The 16206-nt window shown below is 64.3% G+C and carries 16 protein-coding genes; 9 read left to right on the top strand and 7 right to left on the bottom strand.

The annotated features are described in order from the left end of the window. Positions 1-45 precede the first annotated feature (45 nt). The 6 genes from ACLEJP_RS11940 (at position 46) to ACLEJP_RS11915 (ending at position 6949) form a co-directional block, all read left to right on the top strand. Complete coding sequence (locus tag ACLEJP_RS11940) at positions 46-939, top strand: 2-hydroxy-3-oxopropionate reductase (RefSeq protein ID WP_170031019.1); 894 nt, start codon at positions 46-48, stop codon at positions 937-939. A gap of 259 nt (positions 940-1198) precedes the next feature. Then, a complete protein-coding gene (locus tag ACLEJP_RS11935) occupies positions 1199-2473 on the top strand; it encodes a glycerate kinase type-2 family protein (RefSeq protein ID WP_440806630.1) in 1275 nt (424 codons plus the stop codon). Beyond that, the gene (gene pyk / locus ACLEJP_RS11930) at positions 2470-3885 is read left to right on the top strand and encodes a pyruvate kinase (RefSeq protein ID WP_440806627.1); all 1416 of its coding nucleotides are present in this window, start codon (positions 2470-2472) and stop codon (positions 3883-3885) included. The genes ACLEJP_RS11935 and pyk overlap by 4 nt, the downstream gene beginning before the upstream one ends. Before the next feature lie 187 nt (positions 3886-4072). Next, positions 4073-4945: an urea transporter gene (locus tag ACLEJP_RS11925; protein WP_440806624.1), complete on the top strand. Its 873-nt coding sequence runs from the start codon at positions 4073-4075 to the stop codon at positions 4943-4945. Between the two features lie 45 nt (positions 4946-4990). Further along, positions 4991-5812: an ion transporter gene (locus tag ACLEJP_RS11920; RefSeq protein ID WP_440806623.1), complete on the top strand. Its 822-nt coding sequence runs from the start codon at positions 4991-4993 to the stop codon at positions 5810-5812. A 135-nt stretch (positions 5813-5947) separates the two neighbouring features. After that, entirely contained in the window at positions 5948-6949 is a 1002-nt protein-coding gene (locus tag ACLEJP_RS11915; protein ID WP_289135793.1) for a sulfate ABC transporter substrate-binding protein, read from the top strand. Positions 6950-7072: 123 nt separating this feature from the next. Here ACLEJP_RS11915 and ACLEJP_RS11910 read toward each other — a convergent pair whose 3' ends face one another. Next, positions 7073-8029, bottom strand: a complete 957-nt coding sequence (locus tag ACLEJP_RS11910; RefSeq protein WP_440806621.1) for a class I SAM-dependent methyltransferase — start codon at positions 8027-8029, stop codon at positions 7073-7075. Positions 8030-8105: 76 nt separating this feature from the next. Next, positions 8106-9002 (bottom strand): DMT family transporter, encoded by an 897-nt coding sequence (locus ACLEJP_RS11905; protein ID WP_440806620.1) that lies wholly within the window; start codon positions 9000-9002, stop codon positions 8106-8108. 133 nt (positions 9003-9135) lie between these two features. On the opposite strand from ACLEJP_RS11905, the gene ACLEJP_RS11900 reads away from it, so the two are divergent. From ACLEJP_RS11900 to ACLEJP_RS11890, 3 genes are all read left to right on the top strand, one after another. After that, on the top strand, positions 9136-9573 hold the full coding sequence (locus ACLEJP_RS11900) for an Lrp/AsnC family transcriptional regulator (protein ID WP_406819439.1): 438 nt from the start codon (positions 9136-9138) through the stop codon (positions 9571-9573). Positions 9574-10070: 497 nt separating this feature from the next. Next, entirely contained in the window at positions 10071-11603 is a 1533-nt protein-coding gene (locus ACLEJP_RS11895; RefSeq protein WP_440806617.1) for an NCS1 family nucleobase:cation symporter-1, read from the top strand. Positions 11604-11619: 16 nt separating this feature from the next. Next, the gene (locus tag ACLEJP_RS11890; protein WP_440806614.1) at positions 11620-12348 is read left to right on the top strand and encodes an aspartate/glutamate racemase family protein; all 729 of its coding nucleotides are present in this window, start codon (positions 11620-11622) and stop codon (positions 12346-12348) included. Positions 12349-12378: 30 nt separating this feature from the next. On the opposite strand, the gene ACLEJP_RS11885 is transcribed toward ACLEJP_RS11890, so the two are convergent. The 5 genes from ACLEJP_RS11885 to ACLEJP_RS11865 all read right to left on the bottom strand — a co-directional run bounded on the left by ACLEJP_RS11885 (position 12379) and on the right by ACLEJP_RS11865 (position 15954). Further along, positions 12379-13041: a histidine phosphatase family protein gene (locus tag ACLEJP_RS11885; protein WP_440806877.1), complete on the bottom strand. Its 663-nt coding sequence runs from the start codon at positions 13039-13041 to the stop codon at positions 12379-12381. A 194-nt stretch (positions 13042-13235) separates the two neighbouring features. Continuing rightward, positions 13236-13574, bottom strand: a complete 339-nt coding sequence (locus ACLEJP_RS11880; RefSeq protein ID WP_440806611.1) for an FKBP-type peptidyl-prolyl cis-trans isomerase — start codon at positions 13572-13574, stop codon at positions 13236-13238. 107 nt (positions 13575-13681) lie between these two features. Beyond that, a complete protein-coding gene (locus tag ACLEJP_RS11875) occupies positions 13682-14089 on the bottom strand; it encodes a GFA family protein (protein WP_440806609.1) in 408 nt (135 codons plus the stop codon). Between the two features lie 92 nt (positions 14090-14181). After that, entirely contained in the window at positions 14182-14970 is a 789-nt protein-coding gene (locus tag ACLEJP_RS11870; protein ID WP_440806607.1) for a PhzF family phenazine biosynthesis protein, read from the bottom strand. A gap of 45 nt (positions 14971-15015) precedes the next feature. Beyond that, positions 15016-15954 (bottom strand): 2-hydroxyacid dehydrogenase, encoded by a 939-nt coding sequence (locus ACLEJP_RS11865; RefSeq protein WP_440806605.1) that lies wholly within the window; start codon positions 15952-15954, stop codon positions 15016-15018. Positions 15955-16206 lie beyond the last annotated feature (252 nt).

Here is a 16206-nt window from a genome sequence, read left to right as displayed (position 1 = left end):
CCAAGGCTCGCTTGAGATATCACAAATACAAAGAGGCACATTCTCATGGCTAAAATCGGTTTCCTCGGCACCGGCATCATGGGCAAGCCCATGGCGCAGAACCTGCAGAAAGCAGGCCACAGCATCTTCGTTTCCACCCACCACGACGCGGCCCCGGCCGACCTGATCGCTGCTGGCGCAGTGGCCCTGGCCAACCCGAAGGAAGTGGCCCAGGAAGCCGAGTTCATCATCATCATGGTGCCGGACACCCCCCAGGTCGAAAGCGTCCTGTTCGGTGAAAACGGCGTGGCCGAAGGCGTCGGCCCGAACAAGGTAGTGATCGATATGAGCTCGATCTCGCCGACCGCGACCAAAGCCTTCGCCGAGAAGATCAAAGCCACTGGCGCCGCCTATCTGGACGCCCCGGTATCCGGTGGCGAAGTGGGTGCCAAGGCCGCGACCCTGAGCATCATGGTAGGTGGCTGCCCGAAGGCCTTCGAGCGCACCCTGCCGCTGTTCGAAGCCATGGGCAAGAACATCACCCGCGTGGGTGGCAACGGCGACGGCCAGACCGCCAAGGTGGCCAACCAGATCATCGTTGCGCTGAACATCCAGGCGGTGGCCGAAGCCCTGCTGTTCGCCGCCAGGAATGGCGCCGACCCTGCCAAGGTGCGTGAAGCGCTGATGGGTGGCTTCGCCTCGTCGAAGATCCTCGAAGTGCATGCCGAGCGCATGATCAAGGGCACCTTCGACCCAGGTTTCCGCATCAACCTGCACCAGAAGGACCTCAACCTGGCCCTGCAAGGCGCCAAGGAACTGGGCATCAACCTGCCCAACACCTCCAATGCCCAGCAAGTGTTCAACACCTGCCAGGCCCTGGGCGGCGGCAACTGGGACCACTCGGCGCTGATCAAAGGCCTGGAGCACATGGCCAACTTCTCGATCCGCGACGACAAGTAATTTGAATCCGGGGGCTGCTGCGCAGCCCGATCGCGACACAAGGCCGCTCCTACAAGCGGTACGCGATCCCTTGTAGGAGCGGCCTTGCGTCGCGAAAGGGGCGCAAAGCGCCCCCAGGATTCCAGATCAACACCGCTGAACCTGCGACCACAGTCTCAGCGGTGAACCCGAGCAACACCCGCCCCTGGTTCGGCCTGCACGGAGGCAGTTCCAGGGGCGTTCTTGATTGTGCAGAACAACAATAAACTGGGAGCCTGCCATGTCGGTCGATCCGCAAAAACTTCTCCGCGAGCTGTTCGACACAGCCATCGCCGCCGCCCACCCGCGCCAAGTCCTCGAACCCTACCTGCCCGCCGACCGAAGCGGCCGGGTCATCGTCATCGGCGCCGGCAAGGCCGCTGCCGCCATGGCCGAAGTGGTCGAGAAAAGCTGGCACGGCGAAGTCTCCGGCCTGGTCGTCACCCGCTACGGCCATGGCGCCAACTGCCAGAAGATCGAAGTGGTCGAAGCCGCCCACCCGGTCCCCGATGCCGCCGGCCTGGCCGTGGCCAAGCGCGTGCTGGACCTGGTCAGCAACCTCGGCGAAGACGACCGCGTCATCTTCCTGCTGTCTGGCGGTGGCTCGGCGTTGCTGGCCCTGCCTGCCGAGGGCCTGACCCTGGCCGACAAGCAGCAGATCAACAAGGCGCTGCTCAAGTCCGGCGCCACCATCGGCGAGATGAACTGCGTGCGCAAGCACCTCTCGGCGATCAAGGGCGGCCGCCTGGCCAAGGCCTGCTGGCCGGCCACGGTCTATACCTATGCCATTTCCGATGTACCGGGCGACCTCGCCACGGTGATCGCGTCCGGCCCCACCGTGGCCGACCCGAGCACCTCGGCCGATGCCCTGGCCATCCTCAAGCGCTACAACATCGAGGCCCCCAAAGCGGTCATCGACTGGCTCAACAACCCAGCCTCGGAAACCGTCAAGGCCGATGACCCGGCCCTGGCGCGCAGCCACTTCCAGCTGATCGCCAAGCCCCAGCAGTCGCTCGAGGCAGCTGCGGTCAAGGCGCGCCAGGCCGGGTTCAGCCCGCTGATCCTCGGCGACCTGGAAGGCGAGTCGCGCGAAGTGGCCAAGGTGCATGCCGGCATCACCCGGCAGATCGTCCAGCATGGCCAGCCGCTGAAGGCGCCGTGCGTGATTCTCTCCGGCGGCGAAACCACCGTCACCGTACGTGGCAATGGCCGTGGCGGGCGCAACGCCGAATTCCTGCTCAGCCTGACCGAAAACCTCAAGGGCCTGCCAGGGGTGTATGCCCTGGCCGGCGACACCGACGGCATCGATGGCTCGGAAGAAAACGCCGGCGCCTTCATGACCCCGGGCAGCTACGCCCGCGCCGAAGCGCTGGGCCTGTCGGCCAGCGACGAGCTGGACAACAACAACGGCTACGGCTACTTCGCCGCGCTGGATGCGCTGATCGTCACCGAGCCAACCCGCACCAACGTCAACGACTTCCGCGCCATCCTGATTCTCGAGACTGCCCAATCATGACGCCTGATAAAAAAGTGAAGATCCTCGCCACCCTCGGCCCTGCGATCAAAGGCATCGACGACATCCGCCAACTGGTCGAAGCCGGGGTGAACATCTTCCGCCTCAACTTCAGCCACGGCGAACACGCCGACCACGCGCTGCGCTACCAGTGGATTCGCGAAGTCGAGCAGCAACTGAACTACCCGCTGGGCATTCTCATGGACCTGCAAGGGCCGAAGCTGCGCGTCGGCCGCTTTGCCGAAGGCAAGGTCCAGCTGCAACGCGGCCAGGCCCTGCGCCTGGACTTGGACAAGGCCCCGGGCGACAGCCGCCGGGTGAACCTGCCGCACCCCGAAATCATCGCCGCGCTCGAGCCAGGCATGGACTTGCTGCTCGACGACGGCAAGCTGCGCCTGCGCGTCACGGCCAAGCACAGCGACGCCATCGACACCGAAGTGCTGGCCGGTGGCGAGCTGTCCGACCGCAAGGGGGTCAACGTGCCGCAAGCGCTACTCGACCTTTCGCCGCTCACCGAGAAAGACCGCCGCGACCTGGCCTTCGGCCTGGAACTGGGCGTGGACTGGGTGGCCCTGTCGTTTGTCCAGCGCCCGCAAGACATCACCGAAGCACGCCAGCTGATCGGTGACCGCGCCTACCTGATGGCGAAGATCGAGAAACCCTCGGCGGTCGAGCAACTGCAAGCCATCGCCGAGCTGTCCGACGCGATCATGGTGGCCCGTGGCGACCTCGGCGTGGAAGTGCCGGCGGAAAGCGTGCCACAGATCCAGAAGCGCATCATCGGCACCTGCCGCCAGCTGGGCAAACCGGTGGTGGTGGCCACCCAGATGCTCGAATCCATGCGCTTCTCGCCGGCCCCGACCCGTGCCGAAGTCACCGACGTGGCCAACGCCGTGGCCGAAGGTGCCGATGCGGTGATGCTGTCGGCCGAGACCGCTTCCGGTGACTACCCGCTGGAAGCCGTGCAGATGATGAGCAAGATCATCCGCCAGGTGGAGCATGGCCCGGACTACCAGGCCCAGCTCGACGTGGGTCGGCCGAAGGCCGAAGCCACCGTGTCGGACGCCATCAGCTGCGCGATCCGCCGGATCAGCGGCATCCTGCCGGTGGCGGTGCTGGTCAACTACAGCGAGTCCGGCGCCTCGACCTTGCGAGCTGCGCGCGAGCGCCCGCGGGCACCGATCCTCAACCTGACGCCGAACCTGAACACCGCGCGCCGCCTGAGCGTGGCGTGGGGCGTACATTCGGTGGTCAATGACCGCCTGCGCCAGGTCGATGAAGTCGTGTCTACCGCGCTGGAAATTGCCCAGGCGCAAGGCATGGCCAGCCGTGGCGACACGCTGCTGATTACTGCTGGTGTGCCTTTCGGCAAGCCGGGGTCGACTAACACGCTGCGGATCGAGACCTTGATCTGAATCACCGCCTCTCTCCTGTGGGAGCGGGCGTGCCCGCGAAGAGGCCAGCAGGGACAACCCTGTTGCCTGAGCTGACGCATTCGCGGGCACGCCCGCTCCCACAGGGTCGGTGGTGTTGCACACAACTGCGGAAAACCCGAGGCCCAAAGAGGCCCACCGCTCCCCATCAACCTCACTGACTGCCCCGATGTACACCAAGAATTTCGTCAACCCGTGCCCCGACTGGGCCACGGCGCTGCTCAACGGCTTCAGCCAGGTGCTGCTGCTGCGCAATCCCCTGTGCGGCCTGTGCTGCCTGCTGGCTATCCTGCTCACTGCGCCCAACCTGGTGGGTGGCGCCCTGCTCGGCGCTCTCGCCGGGCTGCTCACCGCCCAGGCCCGCGGCTACGACCGCGCCGATCGCCAGGCCGGCTTGTACAGCTACAACGGCGTGCTGATCGGCATCCTGATCAGCGCCGTGCTGCCCTGGTCGGCCATCCTGCCACCGCTGATCATCGCCGCCGGTGGCCTGTCCAGCATCATCACCCAGCAATGGCGCAAGCGTGGCGGCAAGCTGCTGGTCGCCTACACCGCCCCCTTCGTGCTGCTCGGCTGGGTCACCCTGCTGATCGCCGCGCCCGCGCCCGCAGGCTTCGTCGAAGCCGACCCACTGTATGCCCTGGCGCGTGGTGTGGGGCAGATCTTCCTGCTCGACCAGCCGCTGGCCGGCCTGCTGATCATCGTCGGCATGTTCATTGCCAACCCCTATGCCGCCCTGTGGGCCGTGCTCGGTTCGGCCATCGGCGGCGGCCTGGCGCTGCTCACCGACCAGGCACAGGCTGCGTGGCTGGGCCTGTACGGCTTCAACGCGGCACTGGCAGCACTGGCCTTCAGCAGGCAAGGCGAAAAGCCCTGGGTGACGTTGCTGGCCATCGTCCTCGCCCTGCTGATGCAACCCCTGTTCAAATGGCTACCGCTGCCAGGCCTGACCGCGCCCTTCGTCGCCGCCTGCTGGCTGATGCACCTGGGCAGCCACCTGGCACAACCCAGGCAGCGCAACGCCAGCCGCTTGCACAGCTGAAAGGCAACCCCTAGGCTCAGCCCATCGCCATTTTGGAACGAGCTCATGAACAACCCCGCGAGCCTGCGCGAGCGGCTCTTCGTCATCGTCTTCCAGACCGACACCGTGGCTGGAAGACGCTTCGACAAGGTCCTCCTGCTGATCATCCTGGCCAGCCTGGTCACGGTCATCCTCGATAGCATCGACGAAGTACATCAAGGCTATGCCGGCCTGCTGGCCGCCATCGAGTGGGGCTTCACCGCGATCTTCCTCGCCGAGTACCTCACCCGCCTGTACTGCTCGCCCAGGCCGCTGCGCTATGCCTTCAGCTTCTACGGCCTGGTCGACCTGCTGGCGATCGTGCCGGGGATCATCGCCCTGTACTACAGCGACGCCCAGTACCTGCTGATCATCCGCGTGATCCGGATGCTGCGGATCTTCCGCGTGCTCAAGCTCAGCCCGTACCTCAAGCAGGCGCATTACCTGATCGACGCACTGCGCGGCAGCAAGCAGAAGATCATCGTGTTCCTGGTCACCGTCTCCACCCTGGTGACGGTGTTCGGCACCCTGATGTACGTGATCGAGGGGCCGCAGCATGGCTTCACCAGCATTCCCAAAGGTATCTACTGGGCCATCGTCACCCTGACCACCGTGGGCTTTGGCGATATCGTGCCGAAGACCCCGCTGGGGCAGGTGATTTCCTCGCTGGTGATGATCATCGGTTATTCGATCATTGCCGTGCCGACCGGGATATTCACCGCCGAGCTGGCCAATGCCATGCGCGGCGAGCAGGTGCAACACGATTGCCCGGCCTGCCGCAAGAAAAGCCATGAACCTGCGGCAGCGTTCTGTTCCCGCTGTGGCAATGCGCTGTTTCCCAAACAATGAAGTTGCCTGTTCCGGCCCTGTCGCCAGAGCAGGCAGAAGCATAACCAAAGTGTTTTTTGTTCTTTAACCGCCACGGACCTGCCCGCTATAGTCGCAGGCAAATTGCCAACACCTTCTCGATAACAAGGAAGCAACGTGAAAAAACTCTTCACCGCCTCGCTGCTCGCCGCAGGCCTTGCCTTGGGCAACCTGGCCCAGGCCGCCCCCACCCTGCTCAACGTCTCCTACGACGTGATGCGCGATTTCTACAAGGACTACAACCCGGCCTTCCAGAAGCACTGGGAAGCCGAGCACAACGAGAAGGTCAACGTGCAGATGTCCTTCGGCGGCTCGAGCAAACAGGCGCGTGCAGTGATCGACGGGCTGCCGGCCGACGTCATCACCATGAACATGGCCACCGACATCAATGCCCTGGCCGACAACGGCAAGCTGGTGCCGGACAACTGGGTAAGCCGCCTGCCGAACAACAGCGCGCCGTTCACCTCGGCCACCGTGTTCATCGTGCGCAAGGGCAACCCGAAAGCCCTGAAGGACTGGCCCGACCTGCTCAAGGACGGCGTGCAGGTGATCGTGCCCAACCCGAAGACGTCGGGTAACGGCCGCTACACCTACCTGTCGGCCTGGGGCTATGTACTCAAGCAGGGCGGCGACGAGAACAAGGCCAAGGCCTTCGTCGGCAAGCTGTTCAAGCAGGCGCCTGTGCTCGACACCGGTGGCCGCGCCGCGACCACCACGTTCATGACCAACCAGATCGGCGACGTGCTGGTGACCTTCGAGAACGAAGCCGAGATGATCGCCCGCGAATTCGGCCGCGACCAGTTCGAAGTGGTCTACCCGAGCGTATCGGCCGAAGCCGAGCCGCCGGTGAGCGTGGTCGACAAGGTCGTGGCGCGCAAAGGCACCCAGGCAGTGGCCGAGGAATACCTGAAGTACCTGTGGTCGCCAGCGGCCCAGGAAATTGCCGCGCAGAACTACCTGCGCCCGCGTGATGCAACGGTACTGGCCAAGTACACCGACCGCTTCCCGAAAGTGGACTTCCTGTCGGTGGAGAAGACCTTCGGCGACTGGCGTACCGTGCAGAAGACCCACTTCAATGATGGTGGGGTGTTCGACCAGATCTACACCAACAATCAGTAATTGATGTAAGCCTTACCGGCCTCTTCGCGGGCAAGCCCGCTCCCACAGGATTACCACAGGCCTGAATGCTGTGGGGTCCCCGTGGGAGCGGGCTTGCCCGCGAAAGGGCCGGTACAGGCGACATTAGACCTGACGGAATACCAGGGCCTTCAAGCCCCCCGCCGGGTCCACGTCAGGAAATTCCGGCGGGTTCTCCAGCCGCTCGACAAACGCCAGCGACGGCGCCTGCTGCGCCATGCCCTCGATCAGAAACTCCGGCCCGATCCCCGGGTCGTTCACGCACGCCAGCACCGTCCCGCCCTGGTTCAACAGCTCCGGCAAGCGCCGCAGGATCTTCGCGTAGTCCTGGGTCAGCACGAAGCTGCCGCGCTGGAAGGTCGGCGGGTCGATGATGATCAGGTCATAAGGCCCGTACTTGCGCACCTTGCCCCACGACTTGAACAGCTCGTGCCCCAGGTATGCCACGCGCGACGGGTCATGGCCATTCAGCCGATGGTTGTCGCGCCCGCGCGACAGGGCCGACTTGGCCATGTCCAGGTTCACCACCTGCTCGGCGCCCCCGGCGATTGCCGCCACCGAGAAGCCGCAGGTATAGGCGAACAGGTTCAGCACGCGTTTGCCCTCCGCCTGTTCACGCACCCAACGTCGGCCATGGCGCATGTCGAGGAACAGGCCGTTGTTCTGCCGCACGCCCAGGTCCAGCAGGTAGGTCAGGCCGTCTTCGATCACTTCGCGTTGCTGGCACGGCTCGCCCAGTAGCCACTGGCTCGGGCTGTCGGGCAGGTAACGGTGCTGGATGAGGATGGCCTGGCCGCTCCACTGTGGGCGCTCGGCGAGGCTGCGCAACATGGCTTCCAGTTCGGCCAGCTGGCCTTCGGCCGGCTCGCGGAACAGCGCCACCGACAGCACACCCTGCAGCCAGTCGACGGTGACCTGCTCCAGGCCCGCCCAGCAGCGGCCACGGCCGTGGAACAGCCGGCGGGTTTCCTGCGGGGCAGGGTCGAGGGCAGTGAGCAGGTGGTGCTCAAGAGTCTGGATTGGCGAAGTCATCAGGGGTCGCAAGCTGGCAAAAAGCGCCATTCTACCTTGCGCGCCCGTTCCCGGGTAAACCCGCGGCCACAGGGGCTGCGCCGGCCCTGCAAGCGGGTTTACCCCCTCATTCCTCGGCCACAACCCGAGCAGGCCGGAACCACCAGCCCTGCTGCATCCCCGCCGCCGCCAACAGGATCAGCGCCACCCCCAGCCATTGCAGCGGTGCCAGACGATGCCCAAAGGCCACCCAGTCGACCAGTATCGCCGCAATCGGGTAGATGAACGACAGCGCCCCGGTCAACGCCGTCGGCAAGCGCTGGATGGCGCTGTACAGCAGCACATACATCAAGCCCGTATGCACCATGCCCAAGGTCACCAGGCTGGCCAGCGCCGGCACTTCGCCCGGCAACCCGCCCAGCTTGACCCAGGGCGCCAGCAACAGCACCCCGGTAGCCACCTGGATCAACGCGATCAGGTGCGGTGGGGTGCCGCTCAGGCGTTTGATGATCAGTGCCGCGATGGCATACAGGAAGGCCGCCCCCAGCGCCAGGGCAATGCCCAGCAGATAATCGTCACCCCCACCCTGCCCGCTGCCATGGGCACTGACGATCGCCAGCATGCCGAGGAACGCCACGCTCAGCCAGGTGACCTTGGCCAGGGTGATCCGTTCGCCCAGGAACACGGCCGCCAGCCCCACCAGCATGAACGGCTGCACGTTGTACACCGCCGTGCCGATGGCAATCGATGCTCGCGAATAGGACGCGAACAACAGCACCCAGTTGCCGACGATTGCCACACCGCTGGCAATCGCCAGCAGAAATGCCGTGCGGCTGATCACGCCTGGCCGCAAGAAGCCAAAGCCTGCGCAGATGGCCAGCAAGGTCACGGCGCCGAACACGCAACGCCAGAACACCACCTCGAGCACCGGCTGGCCAGACACCAGCACGAACCAGCCAATGGTCCCGGAAATCAGCATGGCGGCGACCATTTCCAGCGAACCACGGCGCAACGAACTGTCCATTTCACACCTCCTGTCGATGATGGCAACAGTATGCAAATGTTTCCGGGAGGCCTTCCAGCGGATATCGAAGGTAGATTTGCGAAGCTACCTTTACTATCAAGGCAAATCATCCGAACGACCTTACGAGGTGACCATGACCGATGCCATCGACCAATTGCTGATCAATGCACTGATGGAAGACTCACGCCGTTCGCTCAAGGCCCTGGCGCAGATCAGCGGGTTGTCTGCGCCCAGCGTCAGTGAACGCTTGCGCCGCCTGGAGGAGCGTGGCGTGTTGCGTGGTTACACCGTGGAGGTCGACCCACGCGCGTTCGGCTACCAGTTGCAGGCGATCGTGCGCATCCGCCCGCTGCCCGGGCAGTTGCAGGAGGTGGAGCGGCAGATCATCGCCATCCCCGAGTTCACCGAGTGCGACAAGGTCACCGGCGAGGATTGCTTCATCGCCCGCCTGCATGTGCGTTCGATGGAGCAGCTGGATACCCTTCTTGACCGGCTTAACACGCTGGCCGAAACCAATACCGCAATCATCAAGAAAAGCCCGGTGAAGCGGCGGCTGCCGCCAATGGAGTGAGCCAAGTCTGAGCCGACCGCTCCGCAGGCAAAGCGGAGAACAGGTCGGCTGAGAAAAAATCTGACTATTTTTTGTACACAAGAATGTCACCATAAGTGCCATTTTTGTGTGCACTTTCCAACTTGGCGCCCCAATACGTTACACCACGCCCACCTTAAAGTTTGACCAATCGATCAACTAAACACTACGCAAAAAATTTAAACCTGTTCAATCGGTCAATTTATATTTGACGCATTTCATAAAGTTATCGGCAATAACGACAGATTCAGAATAATGGCATCTGCCTAGTTGGTTCTCCTATGGCATGGAACTCGCTTTTGTGTGTTCGTGTTTTGTATACAAGTTGAACAAAACATAAATACACAAGAACCCGCGACGCCGCCCCAACAGCGGCCGCCGCGCCCTGAACCCAGTGATGCCAACGCTGCACCGACGAGATGGCGAGCCCGTGCGCATGCCCGCTCATCGCAGTCCACGTGCATCAGGAGCCCGCCGGAATGAGTACCAGCCTCGACCTTGCCCCTGAACTATCCGTCGCCAGCACCCACCCCGCCTCGCCACTTGCCGACAGCCAGCCGACACTGGCCCTGAGCCCACGCCTGCATAATCGCGACCTCGCCCCGACGCGCCTGCACGGCCGCCGCTGGGGCCGCTACAGCATCTTTGCGCTGTGGACCAACGATGTGCACAACATCGCCAACTACTCGTTCGCCATGGGCTTGTTCGCCCTCGGCCTGGGTGGCTGGCAGATATTGCTGTCGCTGGCCATCGGCGCAGCGCTGGTGTACTTCTTCATGAACCTGTCCGGCTACATGGGGCAGAAAACCGGCGTGCCGTTCCCGGTCATCAGCCGCATCGCCTTCGGCATCCACGGTGCGCAGATTCCGGCACTGATCCGCGCGGTCATCGCCATCGCCTGGTTCGGCATCCAGACCTACCTGGCATCGGTGGTGCTGCGCGTGCTGCTGACTGCCGTGTGGCCGCACCTCGCCGCCTACGACCATGACAGCATTCTCGGCCTGTCGAGCCTGGGCTGGGTGTGCTTCGTATCGATCTGGCTGGTGCAGCTGGTAATCCTCGCCTACGGCATGGAGATGGTGCGCCGCTACGAGGCCTTCGCCGGCCCGGTGATCCTGCTGACGGTTGCCGCCCTGGCGGTGTTCATGTACCTCCAGGCCGACGCGCGCATCGCCTGGTCGGTGGCCGCGCCGCTGAGCGGCTACGAGATGTGGCGCAACATCTTTGCCGGCGGCGCCTTGTGGCTGGCGATCTACGGCACCCTGGTGCTGAACTTCTGCGACTTCGCCCGCTCCTCGCCCTGCCGCAAGACCATTCGCGTGGGCAACTTCTGGGGCCTGCCGGTGAATATCCTGGTGTTCGCCATGATCACCGTGGTGCTGTGCGGTGCGCAGTTCCAGATCAACGGCCAGGTCATCGACAGCCCGACGCAGATCGTCGCCAGCATCCCCAGCACGCCGTTCCTGGTGCTCGGCTGCCTGGCCTTCCTGATCGTCACCGTGGCGGTGAACATCATGGCCAACTTCGTCGCGCCGGCCTTCGTGCTCAGCAACCTGGCGCCGCGCCACCTGAACTTCCGCCGTGCCGGGCTGATCAGCGCCACCCTGGCGGTGCTGATCCTGCCGTGGAACCTGTACAACAGCCCGCTGGTGATCGTGTACTTCCTGTCCGGCCTGGGCGCGCTGCTTGGCCCGCTGTACGGGGTGATCATGGCCGACTACTGGCTGCTGCGCAAAGGCCGCATCAACGTGCCGGAGCTGTACACCGAGCACCCGGCCGGGGCCTACCACTACAGCAAGGGCATCAACCTGCGCGCCGTGGCCGCCTTCGTGCCGGCCGCACTGCTGGCCATCGTCCTGGCCCTGGTGCCCAACTTCCATGGCATCGCGCCGTTCTCCTGGCTGATCGGCGCCGGCATCGCCGCTGCGGTGTACCTGCTGATCGCGCCACGCAACCGCCAGTACCACGACGTCAGCGGCGAATGCATCGCCGTCGACCACAGCAGCCACTGACCAGGGAGGGCTACACATGCGTATCCTGATTGCCAACGTCAACACCACCGCAGCCATCACCGAAGCCATCGCCGAACAGGCCCGCAGCGTGGCCGCGCCCGGCACCGAAATCATCGGCCTGACCCCGTGGTTCGGCGCCGAATCGGTGGAAGGCAATTTCGAAAGCTACCTGGCCGCCATCGCCGTGATGGACCGGGTGCTGGCCTACGAGGGCCCGTACGATGCGGTGATCCAGGCTGGCTATGGCGAGCATGGCCGCGAGGGCCTGCAGGAGTTGCTGGACGTGCCGGTGGTGGACATCACCGACGCCGCCGCCAGCACCGCGATGTACCTGGGCCACGCCTATTCGGTGGTCACCACCCTGGACCGCACCGTGCCGCTGATCGAAGACCGCCTGAAGTTGTCCGGGCTGTATGACCGCTGCGCCTCGGTGCGCGCCAGTGGCCTGGCGGTGCTGGAGCTGGAAGCCGACCCGCAGCGCGCCGTGGCGGCGATCGTCGAGCAGGCCGAACGCGCCGTGCGTGACGACAAGGCCGAGGTGATCTGCCTGGGTTGCGGCGGCATGGCCGGGCTGGACGAGCAGATCCGCCTGCGCACGGGCGTGCCGGTGGTGGATGGCGTCAGCGCCGCGGTCACCGTTGCCGAAGCGCTGGTGCGCATGGGCCTGAGTACCTCCAAGGTACGCACCTATGCCACGCCGCGGGCGAAGAAGGTACTGGGTTGGCCGATGCGCTGCGGTCGTTGACCCTGGTACGGCCAATCCGTCACCTGCAGATCAGGTCGGGCAGCCCCGAGCCCGACCATCCAGCCCCTGGCGCACGTTGCGGCTGAGCAGGCTGGCCTTGCCGTCGTGCCAGGTCAGCTTGAGCACGTAGAGGGTATCGAAATCGTCACCGTTCCAGTCCTCGGTGATCACCCGCTGGTCGCCCAGGGCCTTGCCGGCCACAGTGTTGATCAGCTCGGGGAGGTAGCCGTGCGACCAGGCGGTGTAGACGGTCGCGTTGCGGTACTTGTCGCGCAGCAGCTCGTCGGCCAGCGCTTCGGTGTCGTTGGCGCCGTAATCGATGTTCACCGGCAGGCCCAGGCGAATGGCGCTGGGGGTGATGGTCATCAGCGGGCGGATGTAGCTGTAGCTTTCCTGCTTGCTGCCTTCCTCGACATGCCGCGACGGGTTGGCGGCGAATACGTAGTCGGCCTTGCCGAAGCGTTCGGGCAGCATGCTGGCCAGATCCAGGGCCCGGTTGAGGCCCTGGCAGTTCAATTGGCCCAAGCCCTCTTCCGGCTTCTCGGCGTGGCGCAGGAACACCAGGGTTTGCGTGCCATCCGCCGGTTGCGCACGGCTTTCGACAGCCTCCAGCAACAGCGGCACGGCGGCGGTGCTGAGCACCAGGCCCAGCAGCAGGTGGCGATGACGGGAAACGAACGCAGGCAACTTGATCAAGGCGAGACACCCTTTGGAGTGGGTGCCATCCTTGGCAACGAGTGAGGGTCAGAGTGCCCTGAACCCGTTTGGTTCCTCCCTGAGGTCAGGTGCCGTCCCTGGACAAGGCCATGCTAGGCAATGGGTGTTGCCGAATTGTGTAGGGCAAAAGAACCTGCGGTTGCATGCGCCTGGCGGATGGCCGGGCGCTTTCAGTCATCCCGCGTCAGCACTTCCAGCAACTCGATCTCGAAGGTCAGGTCCGAATGCGGCGGGATCGCGCCCACGCTGCGCTCGCCATAGGCCAGCTGCGCCGGCACCTGCAGCCTGCGCTTGCCACCCACGCGCATGCCCATCAGGCCTTGGTCCCAGCCCTTGATGACCCGGCCGGTGCCGATCACGCACTGGAACGGCTTGCCGCGCGACCAGGACGAGTCGAACTCGCTGCCATCGGCCAGCCAGCCGGTGTACTGGGTGGTGATCAGGGCGCCTTTGACGGCGGCCTTGCCGTCGCCTTCGACGAGGTCGGTGATCTGCAGTTCTTGGCTCACGGGAACACTCCAACGCTGGAAACAAAGCCGCCCTTTTCTCAGGAATGCGCCTGTTTGGCAAGTTCGCATGGCATTGATGCCAGTGCACCCGCTGCCACAAGCCTGAATCAGCCGAGCTGCTCGAAGGCCTCCTGCCCGGTCAATTCCCGGGTCTGGTTGGCGAAGCAATACCAGGCGGGTTTCTGTTCAACAAAAATCTGCAGGTCGAACGCCCATTCCTGGTCACCGTCAAGCAGGCCGACCGGCACGGCATGGAAGTCGTTGGCCTTGAGCCGGTAGTACAGATGTGTGCCGCACTGGCCGCAGAAACCGCGCTGAGCCCAATCGGACGAATCGTAGACGCTGGGCGCACGCCCTTCGATTACCGGTGGCTGGCTGCAGTGCACCACCAGCAGCGGGCCACCAGTCCACTTGCGGCACATGCTGCAATGGCAGGCGCTGATGTGAGTGTTGTCGACGATAGCGGTAAGCCGGGTGGCGCCGCACAGGCAGGTGCCGTGTTTTTCCAGGGACATGGCTGGCTCCTTCAGCTGAAGATGGGCCAGCAATTATAGACGCCTGTGCCGGCCACATCGCCGGCACAGGCAGCGCAAGGCGGATGCCAGGGTCAGATGGACACCGTACCACGCAGGTACAATGCTGCCCGCCCGCTGATGATGACCCTGCCGTTGCCCGGCACTTCGCATTGCAGGCGCCCTTTGCGCGCACCACCCTGCTCGCAGCTGAGCACCTGCTTGCCCAGGCGCTCGGCCCATATCGGCGCCAGTGAGGTGTGCGCCGAACCGGTCACCGGGTCTTCGTTGACGCCCACTCGCGGGCCGAACCAGCGGGTAACGAAATCAAAGCCGCGGCCTGCCGCCGTCACTGCGATGCCGCGCACGTCGAAGCGCGCCAGGGCGACGAAGTCCGGCTTCAATCGATCGAGCAACAAGGCATCGTCGATCACCACCACATAGTCATCGCTGCGGAACACTGCTTGCGCCTGGCTCAGCCCGAGCGCCTGCAGCAGGCCCGCGGGAATTTCCACGGCGAGCGGTTGCCTGGCTGGAAAGTCCATGGCCAGCAGCCCATCGCCGCTGCGGCTGACACGCAGTTCGCCACTGCGGGTGTTGAAGCGCAGCACTTGCGCCTGCTCGCCCAACTGCTCGAACAGCACATAGGCCGACGCCAGGGTGGCATGGCCGCACAGGTCGACTTCGACCGTGGGGGTGAACCATCGCAGGTCGAAGGTTTCACCGTTACGCACGAAATAGGCAGTTTCCGACAGGTTGTTCTCTTCTGCGATGCGCTGCAGTACCTCGTCCGGCAACCAGCTTTCCAGCGGAATCACAGCGGCCGGGTTGCCACCGAAGGGCTTGTCGGAAAAGGCATCGATCTGGAAGATCTCGAGTTGCATGCAAACGCTCCTTATGGCCGGGCAGTGCCGGGGGTATCGAATGGGTCAGGGTAGAACGGGGGTCAGCACCGGCTCACCGGCAAAGAACGCCTGCAAGTTGCGCAGCACCAAGGTTACCGTGTCGCGTGCCGCCTCTGGCGACTGGCCGGCCACATGGGGCGTGAGCACGGTATTGGCAAGGGCCTTGAGCGCATCCGGCACCTGTGGCTCGTCATCGAACACATCGAGCGCGGCGCCGGCCAGCCGGCCCTGCTGCAGCGCGGCAACCAGCGCCTGGGTGTCGACTACGCTGGCGCGGGCGATGTTGACCAGGTAGCCCTTGGCGCCCAGCGCATCGAGCACCGGGGCGTCGACCAGATGGCGGGTATCGGCACCGCCGGGGGTAGCCACCAGCAGGATGTCGACGGCCTCGGCCAGGTGCAGCGGGCTGTCGTACCAGGTGTAGGGCAGATCCTGGCGTGGCGTGCGGCTGTGGTAGCTGATGGGCATGTCGAAGCCCTGATGGGCGCGCCTGGCGATGGCCTGCCCGACCGCACCGAGGCCGAGAATACCCAGGCGCTTGCCAGTCACCGAGGGGCTGATCACTCGGTTCCATTTGCCGTGGCGGATACTGGCATCGGCGCGGGGAATGTCGCGCAACAGCGCCAACAGCAAGGCCATGGCATGGTCAGCGACTGCGCTGGCGTTGGCCCCGGCGCCATTGGTGACAATGATGCCGCGGGCGGCGGCGGCGGCCAGATCGACCTGCTCGTAGCCGGCGCCGATCACACAGATGATCTGTAGTCTGGGCAGGTTCTGGATTTCGGCGGCAGTCAGGCCCAGCGGGCCGCGGGTGAGTACCGCATCGATTTCATCGGCGTGGTGTTGAATGGCCTCGGCGCGCAGTTGCGGTGAGGGGGCACGAATCAATTGGTAGCCAGCCTGCTCCAGCAGGGGCAGGTAATCGTCGACGGTTTCTACCAGAACCAGGACTGTCTTGCGCATGCCACCTCCGGATCAGTTCGAGGTGGCATTATGCGGAATGACCAACCAGTACAGTCAACCGAAATAACGAGGCAAAACTGCACTGTTCTGCTTAGTTTGGCTTCCTGCCCCTGTCTTGCTCCTGCTCTTGCTCCTGCTCTTGCTCTTGCTCTTGCTCTTGCTCTTGCTCTTGCTCTTGCTCTTGCTCTTGCTCTTGCTCTTGCTCTTGCTCTTGCTCTTGCTCTTGCTCTTGCTCTTGCTCTTGCTCTGCTT

Source organism: Pseudomonas sp. SMV7, from assembly GCF_052041995.1.
Lineage (GTDB): Bacteria > Pseudomonadota > Gammaproteobacteria > Pseudomonadales > Pseudomonadaceae > Aquipseudomonas.
The sequence above is the reverse complement of the archived record's forward strand: the minus strand, read 5'-3'. Positions and strand labels throughout refer to the sequence as shown.

Bases quoted from the DNA above. Each gene is read 5' to 3' on its own strand.
- ACLEJP_RS11940 (WP_170031019.1), top strand. From the start codon at position 46: ATGGCTAAAATCGGTTTCCTCGGCACCGGCATCATGGGCAAGCCCATG.
- ACLEJP_RS11935 (WP_440806630.1), top strand. From the start codon at position 1,199: ATGTCGGTCGATCCGCAAAAACTTCTCCGCGAGCTGTTCGACACAGCC.
- pyk (WP_440806627.1), top strand. From the start codon at position 2,470: ATGACGCCTGATAAAAAAGTGAAGATCCTCGCCACCCTCGGCCCTGCG.
- ACLEJP_RS11925 (WP_440806624.1), top strand. From the start codon at position 4,073: ATGTACACCAAGAATTTCGTCAACCCGTGCCCCGACTGGGCCACGGCG.
- ACLEJP_RS11920 (WP_440806623.1), top strand. From the start codon at position 4,991: ATGAACAACCCCGCGAGCCTGCGCGAGCGGCTCTTCGTCATCGTCTTC.
- ACLEJP_RS11910 (WP_440806621.1), bottom strand. From the start codon at position 8,029: ATGGCGCTTTTTGCCAGCTTGCGACCCCTGATGACTTCGCCAATCCAG.
- ACLEJP_RS11905 (WP_440806620.1), bottom strand. From the start codon at position 9,002: ATGGACAGTTCGTTGCGCCGTGGTTCGCTGGAAATGGTCGCCGCCATG.
- ACLEJP_RS11900 (WP_406819439.1), top strand. From the start codon at position 9,136: ATGACCGATGCCATCGACCAATTGCTGATCAATGCACTGATGGAAGAC.
- ACLEJP_RS11895 (WP_440806617.1), top strand. From the start codon at position 10,071: ATGAGTACCAGCCTCGACCTTGCCCCTGAACTATCCGTCGCCAGCACC.
- ACLEJP_RS11890 (WP_440806614.1), top strand. From the start codon at position 11,620: ATGCGTATCCTGATTGCCAACGTCAACACCACCGCAGCCATCACCGAA.
- ACLEJP_RS11875 (WP_440806609.1), bottom strand. From the start codon at position 14,089: ATGTCCCTGGAAAAACACGGCACCTGCCTGTGCGGCGCCACCCGGCTT.
- ACLEJP_RS11870 (WP_440806607.1), bottom strand. From the start codon at position 14,970: ATGCAACTCGAGATCTTCCAGATCGATGCCTTTTCCGACAAGCCCTTC.
- ACLEJP_RS11865 (WP_440806605.1), bottom strand. From the start codon at position 15,954: ATGCGCAAGACAGTCCTGGTTCTGGTAGAAACCGTCGACGATTACCTG.